The sequence below is a fragment of the Aliiroseovarius marinus genome, from assembly GCF_050881025.1.
Taxonomy (GTDB): domain Bacteria; phylum Pseudomonadota; class Alphaproteobacteria; order Rhodobacterales; family Rhodobacteraceae; genus Aliiroseovarius; species Aliiroseovarius marinus_A.
Genome location: NZ_JBNNXQ010000003.1, coordinates 456,343 through 476,412, shown reverse-complemented (window position 1 = coordinate 476,412; position 20,070 = coordinate 456,343). Strand labels below are relative to the sequence as shown.

Annotated in this window: 20 protein-coding genes; 9 read left to right on the top strand and 11 right to left on the bottom strand. The window is 60.8% G+C overall.

Going from position 1 to position 20,070, the window contains the following annotated elements:
* The 8 genes from bamA to pyrH all read right to left on the bottom strand — a co-directional run bounded on the left by bamA (window position 1) and on the right by pyrH (window position 8,623).
* Window positions 1–2,355 (bottom strand): outer membrane protein assembly factor BamA, encoded by a 2,355-nt coding sequence (gene bamA, locus ACRY08_RS11570; protein WP_432450079.1) that lies wholly within the window; start codon window positions 2,353–2,355, stop codon window positions 1–3.
* Between the two features lie 264 nt (window positions 2,356–2,619).
* Window positions 2,620–2,751 (bottom strand): hypothetical protein, encoded by a 132-nt coding sequence (locus ACRY08_RS11565; RefSeq protein WP_432450078.1) that lies wholly within the window; start codon window positions 2,749–2,751, stop codon window positions 2,620–2,622.
* A 144-nt stretch (window positions 2,752–2,895) separates the two neighbouring features.
* Window positions 2,896–4,236 carry an RIP metalloprotease RseP gene (gene rseP / locus ACRY08_RS11560; RefSeq protein ID WP_432450077.1) on the bottom strand — a complete coding sequence of 447 codons (1,341 nt, stop codon included), beginning with the start codon at window positions 4,234–4,236 and terminating at the stop codon, window positions 2,896–2,898.
* Between the two features lie 42 nt (window positions 4,237–4,278).
* A complete protein-coding gene (dxr, locus tag ACRY08_RS11555; protein WP_432450076.1) occupies window positions 4,279–5,472 on the bottom strand; it encodes a 1-deoxy-D-xylulose-5-phosphate reductoisomerase in 1,194 nt (397 codons plus the stop codon).
* Window positions 5,473–5,481: 9 nt separating this feature from the next.
* Complete coding sequence (locus ACRY08_RS11550) at window positions 5,482–6,291, bottom strand: phosphatidate cytidylyltransferase (RefSeq protein WP_432450075.1); 810 nt, start codon at window positions 6,289–6,291, stop codon at window positions 5,482–5,484.
* 58 nt (window positions 6,292–6,349) lie between these two features.
* Entirely contained in the window at window positions 6,350–7,102 is a 753-nt protein-coding gene (locus ACRY08_RS11545; protein ID WP_432450074.1) for an isoprenyl transferase, read from the bottom strand.
* A 36-nt stretch (window positions 7,103–7,138) separates the two neighbouring features.
* A complete protein-coding gene (gene frr, locus ACRY08_RS11540; protein WP_432450073.1) occupies window positions 7,139–7,702 on the bottom strand; it encodes a ribosome recycling factor in 564 nt (187 codons plus the stop codon).
* 168 nt (window positions 7,703–7,870) lie between these two features.
* Window positions 7,871–8,623, bottom strand: a complete 753-nt coding sequence (pyrH, locus tag ACRY08_RS11535) for a UMP kinase (RefSeq protein WP_432450072.1) — start codon at window positions 8,621–8,623, stop codon at window positions 7,871–7,873.
* Window positions 8,624–8,691: 68 nt separating this feature from the next.
* On the opposite strand from pyrH, the gene miaA reads away from it, so the two are divergent.
* The 4 genes from miaA to ACRY08_RS11515 all read left to right on the top strand — a co-directional run bounded on the left by miaA (window position 8,692) and on the right by ACRY08_RS11515 (window position 11,708).
* Window positions 8,692–9,636, top strand: a complete 945-nt coding sequence (miaA, locus tag ACRY08_RS11530) for a tRNA (adenosine(37)-N6)-dimethylallyltransferase MiaA (protein WP_432450071.1) — start codon at window positions 8,692–8,694, stop codon at window positions 9,634–9,636.
* Window positions 9,637–9,835: 199 nt separating this feature from the next.
* Window positions 9,836–10,642 (top strand): helix-turn-helix domain-containing protein, encoded by an 807-nt coding sequence (locus tag ACRY08_RS11525; protein ID WP_432450070.1) that lies wholly within the window; start codon window positions 9,836–9,838, stop codon window positions 10,640–10,642.
* A 113-nt stretch (window positions 10,643–10,755) separates the two neighbouring features.
* Window positions 10,756–11,301 carry a VOC family protein gene (locus ACRY08_RS11520; RefSeq protein WP_432450069.1) on the top strand — a complete coding sequence of 182 codons (546 nt, stop codon included), beginning with the start codon at window positions 10,756–10,758 and terminating at the stop codon, window positions 11,299–11,301.
* Between the two features lie 53 nt (window positions 11,302–11,354).
* A complete protein-coding gene (locus ACRY08_RS11515; RefSeq protein ID WP_432450068.1) occupies window positions 11,355–11,708 on the top strand; it encodes an antibiotic biosynthesis monooxygenase family protein in 354 nt (117 codons plus the stop codon).
* Between the two features lie 110 nt (window positions 11,709–11,818).
* Here the strand turns inward: ACRY08_RS11515 and ACRY08_RS11510 are convergent, their stop codons facing one another.
* Complete coding sequence (locus ACRY08_RS11510) at window positions 11,819–12,436, bottom strand: lytic transglycosylase domain-containing protein (RefSeq protein WP_432450067.1); 618 nt, start codon at window positions 12,434–12,436, stop codon at window positions 11,819–11,821.
* Between the two features lie 189 nt (window positions 12,437–12,625).
* Between ACRY08_RS11510 and ssb the strand changes: the two genes are divergently transcribed.
* On the top strand, window positions 12,626–13,150 hold the full coding sequence (ssb, locus tag ACRY08_RS11505) for a single-stranded DNA-binding protein (RefSeq protein WP_432450066.1): 525 nt from the start codon (window positions 12,626–12,628) through the stop codon (window positions 13,148–13,150).
* Between the two features lie 255 nt (window positions 13,151–13,405).
* On the opposite strand, the gene aroB is transcribed toward ssb, so the two are convergent.
* Complete coding sequence (gene aroB / locus ACRY08_RS11500; RefSeq protein ID WP_432450065.1) at window positions 13,406–14,518, bottom strand: 3-dehydroquinate synthase; 1,113 nt, start codon at window positions 14,516–14,518, stop codon at window positions 13,406–13,408.
* Window position 14,519: 1 nt separating this feature from the next.
* Window positions 14,520–15,131 carry a shikimate kinase gene (locus tag ACRY08_RS11495; protein ID WP_432450064.1) on the bottom strand — a complete coding sequence of 204 codons (612 nt, stop codon included), beginning with the start codon at window positions 15,129–15,131 and terminating at the stop codon, window positions 14,520–14,522.
* A gap of 60 nt (window positions 15,132–15,191) precedes the next feature.
* Between ACRY08_RS11495 and ACRY08_RS11490 the strand changes: the two genes are divergently transcribed.
* The 4 genes from ACRY08_RS11490 to ACRY08_RS11475 all read left to right on the top strand — a co-directional run bounded on the left by ACRY08_RS11490 (window position 15,192) and on the right by ACRY08_RS11475 (window position 20,068).
* Window positions 15,192–15,329, top strand: a complete 138-nt coding sequence (locus tag ACRY08_RS11490) for a hypothetical protein (RefSeq protein ID WP_432450063.1) — start codon at window positions 15,192–15,194, stop codon at window positions 15,327–15,329.
* A gap of 55 nt (window positions 15,330–15,384) precedes the next feature.
* Complete coding sequence (locus tag ACRY08_RS11485; RefSeq protein ID WP_432450062.1) at window positions 15,385–16,935, top strand: hypothetical protein; 1,551 nt, start codon at window positions 15,385–15,387, stop codon at window positions 16,933–16,935.
* Window positions 16,932–17,903 carry a site-specific tyrosine recombinase XerD gene (locus ACRY08_RS11480; RefSeq protein ID WP_432450061.1) on the top strand — a complete coding sequence of 324 codons (972 nt, stop codon included), beginning with the start codon at window positions 16,932–16,934 and terminating at the stop codon, window positions 17,901–17,903. The genes ACRY08_RS11485 and ACRY08_RS11480 overlap by 4 nt, the downstream gene beginning before the upstream one ends.
* A 110-nt stretch (window positions 17,904–18,013) precedes the next feature.
* Window positions 18,014–20,068, top strand: coding sequence for a DEAD/DEAH box helicase (locus tag ACRY08_RS11475; protein ID WP_432450060.1), 2,055 nt, complete (start codon window positions 18,014–18,016; stop codon window positions 20,066–20,068).
* Window positions 20,069–20,070: the final 2 nt, after the last annotated feature.

Here is a 20,070-nt window from a genome sequence, read left to right as displayed (position 1 = left end):
TCAGAACTCAGCCGAGATCGTAAGCTCGAAATTGTTCTCTTCGTCATAATCTTCCTTGGCCAGAACCTTCGAATAGTTAAACCGAAGTGGCCCCACAGGTGTTTTCCAGAAGATCGACGCCCCGATCGAAGAGCGCAGATGCGCGCTGTCATCAATCACGCCGCCCAGCGTGTCATCCAGCCCCCACAACGAACCCGCATCGGCAAAAACTCCGCCGGTGATGCCGTATTCCTCGGGCAGACCCAGCGGGAATTGTGCCTCGAGCCGAGCCACGGCGAAGTAGTTACCGCCAACCGTATCTTGGTTGCCCGCGGTCAAATCACGCGGGCCGATCCCATTGGTCGAGAAGCCGCGAAGCTTGGCCGGGCCAAGGCGGAAACGGTCGGTCACACGTGATGTGCCGCCGTTGAGTGCCGCCAGCACACCGCCTTCGACCGTGGCTGACAGGGTGACCTGATCATTCCAGACCTTGGTTTGCGCCTGTGCCGTCGCCGTTGCGCGCACATATTGATAATCCGCGCCAATGCCACCAATGTCGCCGTTGAATGTCAGCAACACGCCGCGGTCCAGATCCAACCCGGTGCGCCGCGTATCATAGCTCAGCGTAAAGCCAACGCCGCCACCGATCTGACGCCCGCGCTTGGCTTCATTTTTCAGCAGTTGCGAGCTTTTGGCGTCCACATTGCTTATCTCGGCGCCATCGGCAAAGACGCGCAGACCCAGACGGGTATATTCATTGATCGGGAACGCAATTGACGGGCGCAGAGCGATGGATCTGCTGTCATAATTTGCCGAGGAATGCGTCGCTTCCTGATAATAGGCTTCGAAGCCGAATTCCAGATCGCGATCCAGGAAGTTGGGTTCAGCGAACTTGAGCGAGAAACTGGTATCGTCATTGCCGTTTTGGAAGCTGGCGCTGAAGTACTGACCACGTCCCAGGAAGTTGCGTTCGGTGAAGGCCAGGTTCAGACCGAACCCTTTTTCAAGGCTGTAGATACCGCCAAGGCTGAGCGATCCAGTGGGGGCTTCCTCCACATCCACGTCAATCACCACACGATCGGCCGCAGAGCCTTCGCGGGCTTCAACCTGCGCGTCAGAGAAGAACCCCAGCGCGCGCACGCGTTCCGACGCTTCGCGGATTTCACGCGGGTTGAAGGGGTCACCTTCAACCACGCGGAACTGGTTGCGCACCACGCGGTCCAGCGTTGTCGCGTTGCCTTCAATGTCAATGCGTTCGACGATGATGCGCGGCCCGCGCACCAGAACCAGATCGATATCCAGCCGGCGGTTGCGGTCATCACGGGTGATGCGCGGTTCAACCCGCAGGAAATCCAGCCCCTTGCGGATCGCCAGACGTTCCAAACGGGCAATCGCGTTTTGCACCAGCGCCGGGTTGTAAACAACGCCAGAACGCAGCTTGTGTACCGCGTCAAACTCGCGCGCGTCTACCCCTTCGATTTCAGATGTTGTTGTGATCTGACCAAAGCTGAACTGCTGACCTTCCTGCACCTTGAAGGTGATGAAGAACGCGTCACGCTCGCGCGAAAACTCGCTGGTGACCCCGGTTGTTTTGAAATCGACATAGCCGCGGGTGCGATAGAAGTCCTGCAGCACCTGCTTATCAAACTCGATCCGGTCAGGCGTATAGGTGTCGGCCTGAATGATGGCGCGCAAAAGCCCGGCCTGCTTGGTGCCCAGCACCCGGCGCAGACGTGCATCGGAAAACTTGCGGTTGCCGACAAAAGACAGGCGCTCAACTTCGGTGTTTTTGCCTTCGGCAACTTCAAACACCAGATCGACACGGTTGTTCGAGCGGCGAATGATCTTGGGCGTGACACGTGCGGCAAGGCGGCCCTGCTGCTGATACATCTCGGTGATGGTCTGCACGTCCAATTCAGCATTGGTGGGGCTGAACACGTGACGCGGCTGAGATTTCAAAAGCGGCGTGAAGACCTCGTCTTTGATCTTTCGGTTGCCTTCAACCGAAACCACGTTGATCGTCGGATATTCACGCACTTTCACCACCAGCACGTTGCCGCGCGGCAGAAGTTTCACATCTTCGAACAAACCAGACCCGACAAGGCGCTGATAGCCGTCGTTCAGCGCTGCGGCGCTGATGGTTTCGCCACGGGCGATTCCCAGATAGGAGAGGATCGTCGCAGCTTCGATGCGCTGCGTGCCTTCAATCTCGACCTTGTTAAATGCGTAGGCCTGTGCGCTCGCCATCTGAGGCGTTGCAGTGTAAATACTTGTCGTGGCAAGGAAAATTGCCAAACCCGAACTGGTCGCCAGTGCTTTTGCCTGACGCCCGAACCCGGTGAAACGGTTGCTGCTCAACCCCTCGAACAATGCCATTTTTCATTCTTTCTTCAGACATCCCAGTGACCTTGTGATTAAGGGGTCAAACAGGTCTTGTCAAAGCGCGATCCTACTTGTCGATGGGCTTTGCGAAAAAGCGCTTTGGACACAGGGGGCTAAACTGATCGGAACGGGATGACCCAAAGGCTTTGAAACAGCGCACCCGCTGGCCTGCTTTTGCCCAGCGGGTGTGCTGTATTATCTGTCTGAAATGCATTTGCCCCGCGCCTGAACGGTCACGCGTGGGGGCATGCTTTAGGCTTAATGGGCGACCGTGCTGAGGGCCACGCTTGCGCCAAGGGCAGCGGCGATGGCGCCGGCAAAAAAGAAACGGTCCCAGTTCAGGTCCAGAAGAAGGGACAATCCGCGGGTATTTTTGGCGATGGTATCCATGTGATCTACGACCCGGTAAGGGCCGCCTCCTGCAACGTTCCCCAGTTTTATGACAAGGGAATGCGGCAGCAGCATTTCGGAAATGTGGCAAGATTGGGGCAATTTCCCCACCTGACCGCGTGGCAGGCCGCCCTGCCCCGCCCGTTATGGGCAAAACAGGTCGTTCGTCACACCAAAGATCATCAGCGACAGGACCAGCACAAGGCCCGCATAAAGCAGCACATTCATCGCCTTGTCCGACGGCGGCTTGCCGGTGACCGCCTCATAGGCGTGAAACACCAGATGCCCGCCGTCCAGCACAGGGATCGGGAAAAGGTTCAGCAATCCGATGGCGGTGGACAGCATGGCGATGAAGCCGATGAAGCTCATCGCGCCTTGCGACGCCGCCTGCCCTGACACTTGCGCGATGCCGATGGGGCCAGACAGGTTGCAGCTGGAAATCGCGCCGGTGATCATATGTTTCAGGCCCGACAGGCTGGCTTGGATGATATAGACCACCCTGTCGGCCCCGGCGACGGTCGCATCCCAAAGACCGGGCGTGCGGGTGGCCGGTTCAAAAACCATGCCCGAGGTGATGCCAATGAGCCAGCGCGTTTCAAACCCGCCCTCTGCGGTCGGAATGTCCTGCCGTTTCGGCGATAGCGTGACCTCGACCGGAGCCCCATCACGCAGAATGCCAAGGGTCATGGGTGCGCCATCACCGGCCGCCACAATCTCGCGCAAAGCGCCGAAGGTTGCGATGGGTGCCCCATCGACGGTCGCAATGAAATCATCAACCTGCAGACCCGCCGCCATGGCCGCCGACTGCGGGCTGACCGAGCCGACCAGAGCGGGGTATGGGTGAGTGCCCGTGACGGTGATCTCGGCCCCTTTGCGGTTCACGCGGTAATCCACAAGTGCGGTGTCCGGCAGCTTGTCGAACACGGTGCTGAACTCTGCCAAAGGGGGTGTTTCAATGCCCGCGATGGCCAGAATCTCATCCCCGGATTGCAATCCGTTTTCCATGCCCGGCACGTCCAGAACCCGCGCCGCGGTCAGCGGATCACGCGCCACGCCATTTGCCATCATCAGGCCCGCGAAAATGATCGTGGACAGGATGAAGTTGAAGACAGGCCCTGCCGCAACGGTCGAAGCGCGCGCCCACAAAGGGGCGCCATGCATGGTGTGGCGACGCTCTTCTGCCGTTAGCTCGGCCATGACCTCTTCATCCGCCCCGCCAGAGGCCGCATTCGCATCCCCGCGAAATTTCACATATCCGCCAATGGGAAAGGCCGCGACCTGCCATTGTGTGCCGTGTTTGTCCGTGCGCGCCCAAAGCACCGGCCCCATACCGATCGAAAACACATCCGCTTTGATCCCGGACCAGCGCCCGACGATATAGTGGCCATATTCATGCACCGCCACGATCACCGTCAGTGCTGCGATGAACGCCAGAATGGTGAAGGCGAAATTGCCGAATTGCGGCAAATAGCTAAGAAGGTCCATGAACACCGTGTCCTTGTTTCGTCTCGCCGCGTGGCGGTGGTTTTACTGGCGCGCCAGGATCAGTTTCCTGGCGCTATCCCGTCCCATTTGGTCCGCGGCCTGCACGTTATCAAGGGTCATTGCGGCATGAGTAAGGCTGACATCCCCGTCAAGCTGGGTCAGCGTGTCTTCGACGATGCCCGCCATATCCATGAAACCCAACTGCCCCGCGATGAACCCGTCCAATGCCACCTCTTTGGCAGCGTTGAAAATCGCCCCGGTCAGCCCGCCCGCCGCCATCACCTCGCGCGCAAGGCGCAGGGCAGGATAGCGTGTCTCGTCAGGCGCGCGAAATTCCAGCGTGGCGACACGGGCCAGATCCAGCCGGTCGACAGGCAGATTGCGCCGGTCGGGCCAGTTGAGCGCATAGCCAATGGCATGGCGCATATCCGGCGCACCCAGATGCGCCATCAGGGCGCCGTCGTTGAACCCGACCAAGGCATGCACCAGGGATTGAGGATGCACGAGCACCTCGATCTTTTCTGGTTCAACCTCGAAAAACTCTTTAGTTTCGATGACTTCCAGCGCCTTGTTAAACATGGATGCGCTGTCGATGGTGATCCGCTGCCCCATGTCCCAATTGGGATGCGCCGAGGCCTGTGCCAGTGTCGCGCCCGCCAGTTTTTCCAACGGCCAGTCGCGAAACGCGCCGCCCGAGGCGGTGATGATGATGCGTTCAACCGCCTCCATATCTTCGCCCACCAAGCCCTGAAACACGGCGGAATGTTCGCTGTCCACCGGCAGAATGCGCGCGTGATGCGCATGGGCCGTGGCCATGATCAAAGGGCCTGCGGTGACAAGGCTTTCCTTATTGGCCAGCGCCAGCGTCGCGCGGGCCTCAAGGGCGCGCAGGCCAGGGAGCAGCCCGGCAGCCCCCACAATGGCGGACATGACCCAATCGGCGGGCCGCGTGGCGGCTTCCTCGATGGCAGATGTGCCAGCTGCGGCTTCGACGCCGCTGCCCGACAAGGCGTCGCGCAGCGCGGGTAATTTGCTTTCATGGGCGGTGACGGCCACATCAGCCTTCAGGCGGATCGCATCATGGGCCAGTTGGTCGATATTCTGCCCGCCGGTCAGCGCCAAAACGTCATAGGCGTCCGGGTCGCGCGCGATCAGATCAATCGTGGATTGCCCGATGGAGCCGGTCGCCCCGAAAATCGAGACGCGCCGTGGAGATGCTGAAGAAGATCTGCTCATCCCTGCCCCTTACCCGGCAAGGACAAGCGTGCCGATGGCGCTGATCAGCACAACTGCTGCCGAGGCGCCAATCATCGCATCAAATCGGTCCAACACGCCGCCATGTCCCGGAATAAGGTTCGAGCTGTCCTTCACCCCAACCTTCCGTTTGATCGCACTTTGCGCGATGTCGCCCATCTGGCCCGCAAAGGCGACCAGGGGGGCGAAAATGGCCATGAACGGGGTGAAATAGCCCATCCACACACCGATGAGCCCCAGCACGCCCGCGCCGATCCAGCCCGCAATCGTTCCCGACCATGTTTTCTTGGGGCTGATGCGGGGCCAGAATTTCGGGCCTCCCAGCATGCGACCCGCGAAATAGCCTGCGACATCGGACATGACGATGATCAGCACAAACCAGATCAACAGCGCCCCCGGCCCGATGGCGACAAATCCCAATCCCGCTAGCATGATCACGCTGCTATAGGTGAAAAAGAGCAGCCGACGGTCTTCGATCAGCAACATGCCAAGCACGGGCGCCAGAAACAATGCCGCGATTTTTGGCGTGAAAATCACCCCCGGTGCGGTGCTGATACCCAGACCCGAAATCATGATTCCCACCAAGGCAGCCGCCCCAAGGAATACCGGCACATGTGCCACATCCGGGCGCAGAAGCCGGGCAAATTCCCACATGCAAAGCCCGATCACCAGCGCAACGAAGGCCATATAGGTCAACCCGCCGATCCAGATCGCGCCTGCGGCAATGGCGGCCATGACAAAAGCGGACAAGACGCGCGGCGCGAGGTCAGCCCATTTGGAAGAAGATCGAGATGCGTTCATGCGCGCCTTATGGCATTGTGGCGCGTGACCCTCAAGCGGTTGCGCAAACGGGGTGTTCTTATTCCGCAGCTGTGTCCACCGCGCCAAAGCGCCGGTCACGTCCGCCGAAGCGTGCCAGTACCTCGGCGAAAATCGCGGGCGTAAAGTCGGGCCAAAGCGTGTCTATGAACTCATATTCGGCATAGGCCGACTGCCACAGCAGGAAGTTTGAGATGCGCGCCTCGCCAGACGTGCGGATCACAAGGTCCGGGTCGGGCAGGAATCGCGTGTCCAGATAGCCTGTCAGGGTCTGTTCATTCACGCTTTCCGGGTCAAGCTTGCCTGTGGCCACATCCCGCGCCATGCGCTTGGTGGCGCGCGCAACCTCGTCGCGCCCGCCATAGTTCAGGGCAATGGTCAGGTTCACCCCGTCGTTGTCCTTGGTGTAGTTCTCAAGCTCGTCCATCAGGCCGACAAGCTTCGCGTCCAGCGCCATGCGGTCGCCAATAAAGCGCACCTGCACGTTGCGGTCATGCAGCGCCTGCATTTCCTTGCGGATATAGCGGCGAAACAGGCTCATCAGCCCGGCAACCTCGGTCTGGGTGCGTTTCCAGTTCTCGGTCGAGAAGGCGAAGATGGTGATATATTTCACATCAAGGTCACGGCAGCTGTCGACCACTTCGTGCACCCGCTTGGCGCCCGCATGGTGGCCAAACAGGCGCGGTTTGCCCCGCTGCTGTGCCCAACGTCCATTGCCATCCATGATGATGGCGACATGCTGCGGCCCACCGGTGTCGCCGGGGGTCTTGTCCGCTTTGCTTTTACGCGCCATCACCATCTTAATCACCTGATTGTCACGCGGGTCCGGTTAGACCTGCATGATCTCTTCCTGCTTTGTTTCCAAAGCTTTATCGACAACTGAAACGTATTTGTCGGTCAGTTCCTGCACCTCGTCGGACCACATTTTCGCGTCGTCCTCGGACATGTTGTCCTTGCCCTTTTTAATCTGCTGCATACCGTCCTGGCGCACGTTGCGCACGGCCACGCGGGCGTGTTCGGCATATTGCGCGGCCACGCGGGTCAATTCGCGGCGGCGTTCCTCGTTCAACTCGGGGATCGGCAGCATGATGATGGTGCCATTGAGCTGCGGGTTGATGCCCAACCCGCTTTCGCGGATGGCTTTCTCGGCTGCGCCCACCATGCTTTTGTCCCAGATGTTCACCGTGACCATGCGCGGTTCGGGCACGTTCACCGTACCAATCTGATTGAGCGGCGTGCGCTGGCCATAGGCCTCGACCGTGATCGGGTCCAGCATCGAGGCCGAGGCCCGTCCAGTGCGCAGCGATGCAAATTCGGATTTCAGCGCGCCCAAGGCGCCTTCCATGCGGCGTTCCAGATCGTCCAGATCCAGTTCAAACTCTTCGTCAGCCATCCCTTGGCATTCCTTCTTTTCAAGCTCTTGTTTCCGAGCACGTTTCGCCCGGTATAACGCCACCTGCCACTGGTTGTATAGGTCAGGTTCCCCTTAGGGCAGTGCGGCGCTCAGGTCTGGGCGGAAATCCGCCCCGCCATAAAGGCGCGATCACGGGTCGCTGTGAGGCTACCCACCAACCCGCGTATAGGTGCCCTGCCCGTCCAGAATACCCCGGAAACCGCCCGGTTCATCCAGCGAAAAGACAATGATCGGCAGGTTGTTGTCCCGCGCAAGCGCAATCGCCGAGGCATCCATCACGCCCAGCCGTTTGGCCAGCACGTCATCATAAGACACATTGTCATAGCGTGTCGCGTCGTCAAATTTCACCGGGTCCTTGTCATAGACGCCATCAACCTTGGTGCCCTTGAAGATCGCCTCGCAGGCCATTTCATTGGCCCGCAGCGTGGCGGCTGTATCGGTGGTGAAATAAGGGTTGCCGGTGCCTGCTGCAAAGATGCAAACGCGTTTCTTTTCCAAGTGACGCACGGCGCGGCGGCGGATGTAAGGCTCGCAGACCTGATCCATCGGAATGGCCGAGATGACGCGGGTGAACACCCCCAGCCCTTCCAGCGCCGATTGCATCGCCAGCGCGTTCATCACGGTCGCCAACATGCCCATGTAATCGGCCGTTGTGCGTTCCATCCCCTGCGCCGAGCCCTGAAGACCGCGGAAGATGTTGCCGCCGCCGATCACCATGCAAATCTCGACGCCCATATCATGCACGGATTTCACTTCGCGCGCGATGCGCTCGACCGTGGGCGGGTTCAGGCCAAAGCCTTGATCGCCCATCAGCGCTTCGCCGGAAATTTTCAGCATGACACGTTTATAGGTCGGCTGCGGGGTCTCACCCTCTGCCGTCGTCTGGGCCTGATCACTCATCGGTTGCCACTCTCATGTTGTCGTGATTGTCTTGGCGCGCAATGTGACCGATTGGAGCGCGACATTCAATGCGCGATGCGGTGAATGCGCGCAAAAAAGAGGCAGGCACGGGTTTGACGAACGGTGAAACACTTCTGAAAGCAGCCGCGGCGACGGTTGGTGCGGATCAGCCGGTGCTGATTGCGGGGGCCACGGCCTCGGGGAAATCGGCGCTCGCTTTGGCCATTGCCGAGGCTTCGGGCGGGGTGATCGTGAATGCCGACGCGCTGCAGGTCTTTGCCAACTGGCGTGTGTTGACCGCGCGCCCCTCGGCCGAGGATGAGGCCCGCGCGCCCCATGCGCTTTATGGCCATATTCCCGGTGATCAGGATTATTCCGTTGGCCATTGGCTGCGCGACGTGGCCCCTTTGCTGGCGGGCGATCAACGCGTGATCATCGTAGGCGGGACCGGGTTGAACCTGACCGCCCTGACCGAAGGGCTGGCCGAGATTCCCCTGACACCGCCCGCCATTCGCGCCGATGGCGAGGCCCGGCTGGCCGAAGGTGGCCTGCCCGCGCTTTTGGCCGATCTTGATCCCGACACGCTGGCCCGGATCGACACGCAAAACCCGGCCCGCGTTGCCCGCGCATGGGAGGTTCAGCACACCACCGGGCGCGGTCTGGCCAGCTGGCAGGACGATACGCCGCCCCCGCTTCTACCCCTTTACAAAGCGCGCGCCTTTCATCTGGACGCGGACCGCGACTGGCTGCGCGCCCGGATCGAGCGGCGCTTTGACATCATGCTGGATCAAGGCGCGCTTGACGAAGCCCGCGAAAACCTGCCCCGTTGGTCTCCGAAAGACCCCAGCGCCAAAGCCATCGGCGCGCCTGAATTGATCGCGCATCTGAAAGGTGAAATCTCGTTGGACGAGGCCCGCACCCGCGCCATCATCGCCAGCCAGCAATATGCCAAACGCCAGCGCACCTGGTTTCGCAAACGCATGCGTGACTGGGAAGTGATTCCCCTGCCCTAGGCCCGGTTTCAGCGAATTTACGCGCGGCCAATCGCGTGATCTGGCACCAATCCGCGCAGTTACCCCCAATTGTTGACCAAACTCTGTGGACGGGTCTGTGGATAACTTAATTATCACTAAAAACCTTGCGACAAAGGCCCCAACCTGCGCTACGCCTAGGGCATTGGGGAAAACCACAGACAGATAGCCAATCGACAGAATGACCACTGATCCACGCTTTGCTTCGCCCTTCCGTGTTCTGCCGCTTGCCCGGCTGGGCAATGGTGGCCGTTGGCGCACCGAGGCGATGCGGTCTTATGGGGCGCCTGTGTTGATCTGGTTCACCCGTGGACAAGGCCGGATCACGGTGAACGGTGTCACGGCCGGATATGGCCCGCATAATTGCATCTTCCTGCCCGCAGGCACCATGCACGGCTTTGAAATGAACACCCAGACGGCGGGCACAATCGTGGTGTTCCCGCAGGGCTGCGAGGGCGAGCTGTCCTTGCCCGAAGACCCTCTGCATCTGCGCCTGCGAGAGGCGGATCAGCATATCGAGCTGAACAATCTGGTCGACGATCTTCAGCGTGAAATGGAGAAAAACACCGGACGCGCCCAGCGGGCCATGATGTGTCACGCAGGCTTGTTGTCCGTCTGGCTGGACCGCCAGTTGGACCGTTCGGAAACCAACGCGGTGACATCAAGCGCCCCGGCCCGTTTGGTCAACGCCTATACTGCCCTGGTGGAACAGGAATTTCACTCCGCCAAAACCGTCCGCGACTATGCTGCGCATCTGGGTGTCACCCCCACGCATCTGAGTCGCGTATGCAACCGAACCTGCGGGCGCCCGGCCTCGGCTATTTTGCAAGACCGCGTGCATTACGAGGCGCGCCGGCTGCTGACGGAGACCCATCTTCCGATCAAGGATATTGCCCGGTCGCTTGGGTTCAGTTCAGCCGCCTATTTTACCCGGGCTTTCTTGAAGCAAACCGGCAAAACCCCCTCCTCTTTCCGCAAATCATCTTAAGTCGCTTCTGGCCGCAAATCGGCCTCGCGTGATCGTAGCTCAACACGCGCCCCTCAATTTCGTTGCATTTGCAACGACTATAGGGTAAGACGCCGGGAAAGAGGAGAAACCGCATGAAAATTGAACAGATTCACCACGTCGCCTATCGCTGCAAAGACGCCAAAGAAACGGTTGAGTGGTATGGCAAGATGCTCAACATGGATTTCATCCTGGCCATCGCGGAAAATCACGTGCCGTCGACCCATGAGCCTGATCCCTATATGCATGTCTTTCTGGATGCCGGAAACAGCAACGTTCTGGCCTTCTTCGAACTGCCGACCAAGCCGGAAATGGGCCGTGACCCCAACACGCCGATCTGGGTGCAGCATATTGCATTCAAAGTGAAAGATCGTGCGGAACTGATTGAATTCAAAGAACATCTGGAAGAAAACGGTGTCGAGGTTCTGGGCGTCACGGACCATTCGATCTTCCACTCGATCTATTTCTTCGACCCCAATGGCCACCGTGTTGAACTGGCCTGCCCCGACCCCGAGGAAGAGGCGATGCTGAAACGCATGGACGAAGTGAAATGGGACATGCTGAACGAATGGTCCGAAACCAAACGCGCGCCCAAACATGCCGAATGGCTGCATAAGAAAGAGCTGAAAGACGTCGAGTGACGCGTCGGCAAAACTGATCTATGACTGGGCGTATCTGTGAAAGGATGCGCCCATTGTCATATGACCCCTCCCGTTTCGCCCCCCTGCCCGACCCGCCTTATTATGCGGTGATCTTTGCCAATCAACTGGCAGATCCCGCGCCGGGCTACGAAGCCATGGCCGACAAGATTTTCGAACTTGCCCAGACACAGCCCGGCTATCTGGGCGCGGAAAGCACGCGCGATGCTGGCGGATTGGGGATCACGGTCAGCTATTGGGCGGACGAGGCCTCGATCCGCGCGTGGAAGGCCAAGGCTGACCATCTGGGCGCGCAGAAGCTGGGGCAGCAGCGCTGGTATCAGCACTACACGCTGCGCGTGGCCCGCGTGGAGCGGTCCTATGATGGACCCGAAGGGCGCAGCCTGTAACACAGCTGCCCGCGCGGCGCGCGGGCCATCCCCAACCGACGGCGATCCGCAGGATCAACAAAGGGCGGGAGTGGGTTGTTTTAGCAGAACAAAATTCGAAGTTTGGTCGCCTAGCTTCCCAAAATGGCCCGCACATATCCGCGGGTTTCCTTGTAAGGCGGCACACCATTATATTTCGCGACGGCTTCCGGCCCGGCATTATAGGCCGCAAGCGCCAGACGCCAGGACCGGAACCGGTCATATTGCGTACGCAGGTAACGCGCCCCGCCTTCCAGGTTTTGGGTCGGATTCCAAGGGTCCACACCCAACGCGCGTGCGGTGAACGGCATCAGCTGCGCCAGACCAATCGCACCGGCATGGCTTTTTGCACGCGGATTCCAGCCGCTTTCTTGCTGCACAAGGCGCAAAAACAGATCTTCGGGAATGCCGTGGCGCCGCGCCATTTGTTTGGCGATAGGCAGGTATTGCCCTTTATAGCGGCCGCGGAAGGATGGGATGCTGGCTTCGGGCACCACGCCTTTATTGGGGGTCAGGCGCACCGAATTTGCGTATTGCGAGGCCGCACGCGTGTCCAGAACCCGTGTCTGAGCCGCGAAACTGGCCCGGCCGCCTGAGCTTGAAAAAAGCGTATCGGCCATTGCCATTTGGGCCATCGGTGCAAAGCTCACCCCGCCGGCCACAAGCCCGACCATAGCACCGCGAATGGCGGTAAAATTCCTGCGTGACATAACTGCCCCCAAAAGTGTTGACCGCAATATAGGTGCAAAACATGATTTCGAAAAGAGGCTGTGTGATCCGCACCCCCTGCCCGCGCGGGTTTGCGCATATAGGCGGTCGGAACGGAACAGAAACCCCGTTTCTCTCGCCCCCAGATGGTGTAACGATACGGCCCAACCACAGAATCGAAAGGACGCAGGATGGCGGGTTCGCTTAACAAGGTCATGCTTATCGGGAATCTGGGGCGTGACCCCGAAGTGCGCACGTTCCAGAACGGTGGGAAAGTGTGCAACCTGCGCATTGCCACCTCGGAAAATTGGAAAGACCGCAACACGGGCGAGCGGCGCGAGCGCACGGAATGGCATTCGGTTGCCATCTTCTCGGAAGGTCTTGTGCGCGTGTGTGAGCAATATCTGCGCAAAGGCTCGAAAGTCTATGTCGAAGGCCAGTTGCAGACCCGCAAATGGCAAGACCAGTCAGGCAATGACCGCTATTCGACCGAAGTTGTCCTGCAGGGCTTTGGCGGCACATTGACCATGTTGGACGGTCGCGACGGTGGCGGCGGCGGTGGTGGCCAGGGCGGTGGCTATGGCGGCGGCGGTGGTTACGGGGGTGATCAGGGCGGCTATGGCGGCGGCGATCCCGGCCCCGGCGGTCAAAGCGGCCCCGGTGGTCAGCAAGGTGGCCCGGCTGGCGGTGGTTTCGACGACGAAATCCCGTTCTGATCCGAAACGCCCACGATATTGATATCTCTTACCGCGTTTCGGATTTCCCCTGCCTCAGGCTAAAACCGAAACGCTTTGATATCTGGACATAAAAGCGCCTGCCGGATGGTTGGGCGCTTTTTCTTTGGGGGCTGTGGTTTGGCGCAGGAGTGGATGCGAGGCTTTGCCTCGCGCTCCGAGGTATTTTTGACAAGAAAATAAAGCGTGTCCGGTTATTGCTGTGATCGGGCGATACCTGCAAATGCTTCGAGGCCGTCAGGACAGCGCGTCGCTTAACACGTCGCGCACGGTGGACATATCCACGTCATCGGCCACAAAGGCCTCTCCAATGGCGCGGGCAAGGATAAAGCGCAGCTTGCCCTGCACCACCTTTTTATCCTGCCCCATCAATGCCATAAGCCCATCAGCATCCGGCAGATCGCCGGGGATGTCTGAAATGTCTTTCATCATGCCCATGGCCGCCAGATGCGCACGCAGACGCGAGGGGCATTCCTGGCTCATCAACCCCAGCCGGGCCGATGTTTCAAACGCCAGTGCGCAGCCGATGGCCACGCCTTCGCCATGCAGCAGACGATCAGAATAGCCGGTTGCGGCCTCGAGCGCGTGCCCGAAGGTGTGACCCAGGTTCAAAAGCGCGCGGTCGCCCTGTTCGGTTTCATCGCGCACCACGATATCGGCCTTCATCTGCACAGAATGGCGCACCGCCTCTTGTCTGAGCGCCATGTCACCCGCGGCCAAGGCCGGGCCGTTTTCTTCCAGCCAGTCAAAGAAGCGCGCGTCACCCAGCCCGCCGTATTTCACGACCTCGCCATAGCCCGCCAGAAAGTCGCGCGCAGTCAGCGTGCCCAACACGTCGATATCGGCCAGCACAAGCGTGGGCTGGTGAAAGGCGCCAATCAGATTCTTGCCCTGCGGTGCATTGATCCCGGTTTTGCCCCCGACCGAGCTGTCCACCTGCGCCAGAAGTGATGTGGGCAGCTGGATGAAACGCACACCGCGACGCAGAATGGACGCGGCAAACCCCACAAGGTCCCCGATCACGCCGCCGCCAAAGGCCAGCACAACGTCGTTGCGTTCAACCTTCTGGTCCAGAAGCCATTCGACGGTTTGCATCAGAAAGGGCCAGCTTTTGGTGCTTTCCCCGGGGGGCAGGATCAGCGCCTCAGCCTCGATCCCCTCAGCCGCCAGCCCGGCTTTCAGTGTTTCCAGATGCAGCCCGGCCACGGTTTCCTCGGTCACAATCCAGACCTTCAGGCGGGTCAGAAACGGCATGACCTCTGCCCCGGCGCGTGTCAGCAACCCCTGCCCGATCCGCACATCATAGGCCCGCGTGCCCAGTGGCACATGAACGGTCGTCACTTCTGTCATGTCACACCTCTTCCAGCACATCGGGGCGCGTCAAAAGCGCAGTCACAACGGCCTCACACATGTCTTCGATCGAATAATCCGGGTCTGCGTCAACAGACAGGTCCGCCTTGGCATAGGTTGGGACCCGTGCATCATAAATCTCGCGCAAGGTGGCCTTGGGGTCCGGCGTGCGCAAAAGCGGGCGGGTGTCTTTGTGCCTGACGCGGTTCCACAAAAGCTCAAGATCCGCCTTCAGCCACACGGACACGCCGCGTTCAGAAATCATCACCCTGTTGCGGTCGGACATGAACGCCCCGCCCCCGGTGGAGAGCACCGCACGTTGCGTGTCCAGAAGCCGGCCGATCACCTCGGTTTCGCGGTCACGAAAGAAGGCCTCTCCGTCGCGTTCGAAAATCTCGGCGATGGACATGTTGGCAGCGCGCACAATCTCTTCATCGCTGTCCATGAACGCCACGCCCAGGCGGGCAGCCAGCGCCTGCCCGACGGCGGATTTCCCCGCGCCCATCATGCCCACCATGACGATGGATTTTTTCACATTGAAGGCCAAAGCGGCGTCCACTTGCTCAAATTCGGATTTCTTTCCTGAATGGCGTGATCTTGCGGAAAATGCCATATATAAAATGAGGCAAAACCACAGAGAACCGCATTGAGGCAGAAAAATGGGTGAACCGACATGCTGATCAGGCTGATCAAGCTTTTGTTTTTTCTGGGGCTGCTGGCTGGGATCGGCCTGACGGGCTATGCTTATCTAGGGGATATGTCCCCGCGCGTGGCCCCGCAAAGCACGACCGTGACGTTGAATGGTGGGTAGGCCTGCCCGCTTTCCCCCAAGGCGCGCCCCTGCGCTGGTGGTTTTGGTTTGCGCGATGGTTGCCTCGTTTGTCCCGGCGGCAACGGCGCAAAATGCCGAGGCACCTGCAGGCGCACCGATTTCAGCCATCGACTGGCTGTCTGACAGCGTTGCCCTGCCCCCGCCCGCGACCACCAATGCGATCCTGCCGCCTGATCCTAACGAGGCCGCAACCAGCACCGGCGCGTCCGTTGCCGAGGTGACGATGTCGCTGCTTGAGGCCCCCCAGCTTGATTCGCTGGGATTGCTTCCCAGCGCCGCCACCGGCCTGCCGCCTGCCCTTTGGGGCGCATCGCGCCCGGATGATCTGGCCCGGCGCATCGCCGCATTGGATCACGATCTGTTGCCCGCCATGCAGGAGCTGTTGCAAACGCTTCTATTGGCAGAGCTGAACCCGCCCAAGGGCGCGCGGGCGGGCGATGACCGCCTGTTTCTGGCCCGTGTCGACCGCCTGCTGGCCACCGGGGCGCTGGATCAGGCCGAGGCCCTGCTTGAGCGCGCCGGAAATGCCAATGCCCGCGTGTTTCAGCGCCGCTTTGATACGGCGCTGTTGTTGGGGCATGAGGATCGCCAATGTGCCACCTTGCGCAACAGCCCTGATCTGAGCCCAACCTTCACCGCGCGCGTGTTCTGCTTGGCGCGTGTGGGGGACTGGGATGCGGCGGTGCTGACCTTGGAAACGGGCCGCGCGCTTGGCTATATCTCACCCAGCGAGGACGCATTGCTCGCCCGGTTTCTGGACCCTGATCTGTTCGAAGGCGCGCCCCCGTTGCCGCAACCTGACCACCCCACCCCCCTGACCTTTCGCATGCATGAAGCGATTGGCGAGCATATTTCGACGGGCGCATTGCCGCTGGCCTTCGCGCAGGCGGATTTGCGTTCCAATATCGGCTGGAAAGCCCGCGCCGAAGCGGGGGAACGGCTGGCGCGTGTGGGGGCTGTCACGCCCAACCAGCTGCTTGGCCTGTATTCCGAACGCAAACCGGCCGCCTCGGGGGGCATCTGGGACCGCATGGTGGCCCTGCGCGCGGTCGAAGGCGCCTTGGCCGGATATGACGTGAACGCGCTGGCGCAGGCGGTGATGGAGCTATGGCCGCATCTTGAGGAAACCGGGCTGGAAGTGCCCGCGGCAGAGCTTTTTGGTCCGGCTCTTGCCGCCCGACCATTGCCCGGCGAAGCCCGTCTGATGGCTTTGAAACTGGGCCTTCTGTCCAGCAAATCCGAAGAGGTTGCGCAGGGCTGGGCTGAGCGTGAAACCGATCCGGAGGAGGCGTTTTTGCTGGGCGTGGCGCGGGGAGACCTTGAGGCGTTCGCCCCTTATGATGCGCGCGCCAAGGTGGTGAAAGACGGGTTTCAGGCCAGCGCCCTGCCCGTGCGTTTTCGCGCTCTTGTCGATGACGGACGTCAGGGCGAGGCAATTTTGCGGGCCATTCAGCTTTTCACCGAAGCGGCCCAGGGTGATATGCACAAGATGACCGACGCGCTTGCTTTTTTCCGGCAGGTTGGCTTGGAACGCATTGCCCGCCGGGCGGCGCTGGAGTTTCTGATTTTGGAACGGCGCGGATGAGCGGGGATCGCACAACTCAGGGCGCGGCGGATCATGCGCGCTGGATCTCCGGGTTTCTCGAAGCGCAGGCGGCTGAACTGGACGCCTCTGAAAACACGCGGCTGGCCTATGGTCGCGACCTAATGGCGTTTTCCGAATATCTGCGCGCGCGTGGGTTCGAAGCTGTCACCCGTGAAGATATCGAGGGATTTTTGGTCGACTGTGACACGCAAGGTCTGGCGCAATCGACCCGCGCCCGGCGGTTGTCGGCGATCAAGCAGCTCTACCGTTTTGCCTATGAAGAAGGCTGGCGGGCGGACAATCCAGCCTTGAAAATCAAGGGGCCGGGCCGGGTGAAATCCCTGCCCAAGACGCTCAGCGAGGCGGAAGTTGACGCGCTGTTGAGCGCATCGCGCAGTCTGGGGCGCACAGATCACGACCGGCTGCGCAACACCTGCCTGATGGAACTGCTTTACGCGACCGGCATGCGGGTCAGCGAGCTGGTCACCCTGCCCGTGGCCGCCACACGGGGTGACCCACGCGTTCTGTTGGTGCGCGGCAAAGGCGGCAAGGAACGTATGGTGCCACTGTCCCCACCGGCGCGCGATGCGCTTTGTGCTTGGTTGTCGGCGCGTGACGCCGGTGAAGAGGCCGCCCGGCTGGACCATGGCGCCAAGCCTTCACCGTTCCTGTTTCCGTCAACCGGCAAGGCAGGCCACCTGACCCGGCACAGGTTTTATGGGCTGATCAAGGAAATCGCCGTGGCCGCTGGTGTGTCGCCCGCGAAAGTCACCCCACACCGGTTGCGCCACGCCTTTGCCACCCATCTTTTGGCAAATGGCGCGGATTTGCGCGCGATCCAGACCCTGCTGGGACATGCCGATCTGGCCACGACCGAGATATATACACATGTTCTGGAAGAACGGCTGCGCGATCTGGTCCTGACCCATCATCCCTTGTCTGACACGCAAAGTCGCCCTGACGAATAAACGCTATACATTTGCAGACGCACGGGCTATGCCCGCCCGATCCTGCCCCGATCTGACCGATGGGCACGGGCAGTGTGCCCGTTCCCCGCGCCTTACCTGAAAGACCGCCCGTGAAACAGCTTATCTCCGACGCGCTTGCCGAGCGCGGCTATGACACCCTGACCCCCGTACAGACTGCCGTTTCTGACCCAGAGCTGACCGGGCGTGACATGCTGGTGTCTGCCCAGACCGGATCGGGCAAAACCGTGGGCTTTGGCCTGGCGATTGCGCCGGTGCTTCTGGGCGAAGAAGACGCGTTTCCCGCCGCCGCCGCACCGCTTGGGCTGGTCATCGCCCCGACTCGCGAGCTTGCGCTTCAGGTGAAACGCGAACTGGCGTGGCTCTTTGGCAAAGCCGGCGTGGTCATGGCCTCTTGCGTGGGTGGCATGGATATGCGCGACGAACGCCGCGCGCTGGCCCGTGGCGCGCATATCGTCGTGGCGACCCCCGGCCGTCTGCGCGACCACATCATGCGCGGGTCGATCGACCTGACGGCGCTGCGCTCGGTGGTGCTGGATGAAGCCGACGAGATGCTGGACCTTGGCTTTCGCGAAGACCTTGAGTTCATTTTGGACGAAACCCCTGAAGACCGCCAGACGCTTTTGTTCTCTGCCACTGTGCCGAAGATGATCGCCACGCTGGCCGGGCGCTATCAATCCGACGCCCACCGCGTCACCACCGTGGCCGAGAAAAGCCAACACGCTGACATTGAATACCACGCCCACCCGGTGGCCGCCCGCGACGTGGAAAACGCCATCATCAACGTGTTGCGCTTTCACGAAGCGCCCAATGCAATCATCTTTTGCAACACGCGGGCCATGGTCACCCGCCTGACCACGCGCCTGTCCAATCGCGGTTTTGCGGTTGTGGCGCTGTCTGGCGAACTGACGCAATCGGAACGCTCAAACGCGCTGCAGGCGATGCGCGATGGGCGCGCGCGCATCTGTGTGGCCACCGATGTGGCCGCGCGTGGCATTGACCTGCCGAAACTGGATCTGGTGATCCATGCGGACCTGCCCACCGGCTCGGAAACACTTCTGCACCGGTCTGGCCGCACGGGCCGCGCCGGGCGCAAGGGAACCTCTGCACTGATCGTGCCGCCCGCGGCCCGCAAAAAGGCCGAACGTCTTCTTCGCTGGGCCAAGCTGACCGCACGCTGGACCCCTGCCCCGCAAGCCGCAGACGTGCGCGCGGCCGATCACGCCCGCATTCTGTCGGACGAGGTCTGGACGCAGGAAGCGACCGAGGACGAGGTGCAAATGGCCGCCGAACTGGCGCAAGCCTTTGACGCCAACCAGCTGGCGCAGGCTTATCTGAAGCTCTATCACCGCGCCCATGCCGCCCCTGAGGAACTGTCAGCGGTGGATGCCAAAGAACCGAAAAAGCGCGAAGATTTTGGCCCCAGCACGTGGTTTACGCTGGCCAAAGGGCGCAATGACAATGCCGATCCGCGCCATCTGCTGCCGATGATCTGTGGCGCTGGCGGGCTGACCAAGACCGATATCGGCGCGATCCGCATTTTTGACGACAAGACCTATATCGAGATCAAAGAGGCCCAGACCGATGCCTTCCTGAAGACCATCGGCCCCGAAATGGCCATCGAGGGCTTTGCCCTGACCCGGCTGGACAAAGCCCCCGACCTGCCCCGCCAACAGCGCCCGGATCGCAAGGGTGGCGGGTTCAAACGTGGGCCGAAACGGGATTTCGATGGGCCAAAGCCGCATCGCAAAGGGCCGCGCCCGGATCGTGACACGCGTGGGGAACGCCCCCGCGGTGACAATGACGATCGCCCGCGCAAAACCTATAAGCCGAAGAAATCTCATGATCCCGAGGTGGTGAAACCTCTGGGGGCTTCTGCGGGCAAAAAGCCGAAATCTGCCAGCGCAGAGGGCGATGCCCCGCGCAAACCGCGCCACAAGCCCGCAGCAGGCGCGCCCACCGGCGCAAAGGGCAAACCCGCAACAGCTGGCAAAAAAGGACCACCCCCACCCAAGGGCAAGGCGAACAGCAAGAAAAACAAGGCGCGTGCTGCCGCGGCCAAGGCAGAGGCCAAAGCCGCCGCCAAGGCCCGTCGCAAGGGCAAAACTGCAGTCAAAGGCGGCGATGCAGCGCCCAAGCGCAGCTGACC

Excerpts from the sequence above, each read along its gene's own strand:
- bamA (WP_432450079.1), bottom strand. The coding sequence starts at position 2,355 with ATGGCATTGTTCGAGGGGTTGAGCAGCAACCGTTTCACCGGGTTCGGG.
- ACRY08_RS11565 (WP_432450078.1), bottom strand. The coding sequence starts at position 2,751 with ATGGATACCATCGCCAAAAATACCCGCGGATTGTCCCTTCTTCTGGAC.
- rseP (WP_432450077.1), bottom strand. The coding sequence starts at position 4,236 with ATGGACCTTCTTAGCTATTTGCCGCAATTCGGCAATTTCGCCTTCACC.
- dxr (WP_432450076.1), bottom strand. The coding sequence starts at position 5,472 with ATGAGCAGATCTTCTTCAGCATCTCCACGGCGCGTCTCGATTTTCGGG.
- ACRY08_RS11550 (WP_432450075.1), bottom strand. The coding sequence starts at position 6,291 with ATGAACGCATCTCGATCTTCTTCCAAATGGGCTGACCTCGCGCCGCGC.
- ACRY08_RS11545 (WP_432450074.1), bottom strand. The coding sequence starts at position 7,102 with ATGGCGCGTAAAAGCAAAGCGGACAAGACCCCCGGCGACACCGGTGGG.
- frr (WP_432450073.1), bottom strand. The coding sequence starts at position 7,702 with ATGGCTGACGAAGAGTTTGAACTGGATCTGGACGATCTGGAACGCCGC.
- pyrH (WP_432450072.1), bottom strand. The coding sequence starts at position 8,623 with ATGAGTGATCAGGCCCAGACGACGGCAGAGGGTGAGACCCCGCAGCCG.
- miaA (WP_432450071.1), top strand. The coding sequence starts at position 8,692 with ATGCGCGATGCGGTGAATGCGCGCAAAAAAGAGGCAGGCACGGGTTTG.
- ACRY08_RS11525 (WP_432450070.1), top strand. The coding sequence starts at position 9,836 with ATGACCACTGATCCACGCTTTGCTTCGCCCTTCCGTGTTCTGCCGCTT.
- ACRY08_RS11520 (WP_432450069.1), top strand. The coding sequence starts at position 10,756 with ATGAAAATTGAACAGATTCACCACGTCGCCTATCGCTGCAAAGACGCC.
- ACRY08_RS11510 (WP_432450067.1), bottom strand. The coding sequence starts at position 12,436 with ATGTCACGCAGGAATTTTACCGCCATTCGCGGTGCTATGGTCGGGCTT.
- ssb (WP_432450066.1), top strand. The coding sequence starts at position 12,626 with ATGGCGGGTTCGCTTAACAAGGTCATGCTTATCGGGAATCTGGGGCGT.
- aroB (WP_432450065.1), bottom strand. The coding sequence starts at position 14,518 with ATGACAGAAGTGACGACCGTTCATGTGCCACTGGGCACGCGGGCCTAT.
- ACRY08_RS11495 (WP_432450064.1), bottom strand. The coding sequence starts at position 15,131 with ATGGCATTTTCCGCAAGATCACGCCATTCAGGAAAGAAATCCGAATTT.
- ACRY08_RS11490 (WP_432450063.1), top strand. The coding sequence starts at position 15,192 with ATGCTGATCAGGCTGATCAAGCTTTTGTTTTTTCTGGGGCTGCTGGCT.
- ACRY08_RS11485 (WP_432450062.1), top strand. The coding sequence starts at position 15,385 with ATGGTTGCCTCGTTTGTCCCGGCGGCAACGGCGCAAAATGCCGAGGCA.
- ACRY08_RS11480 (WP_432450061.1), top strand. The coding sequence starts at position 16,932 with ATGAGCGGGGATCGCACAACTCAGGGCGCGGCGGATCATGCGCGCTGG.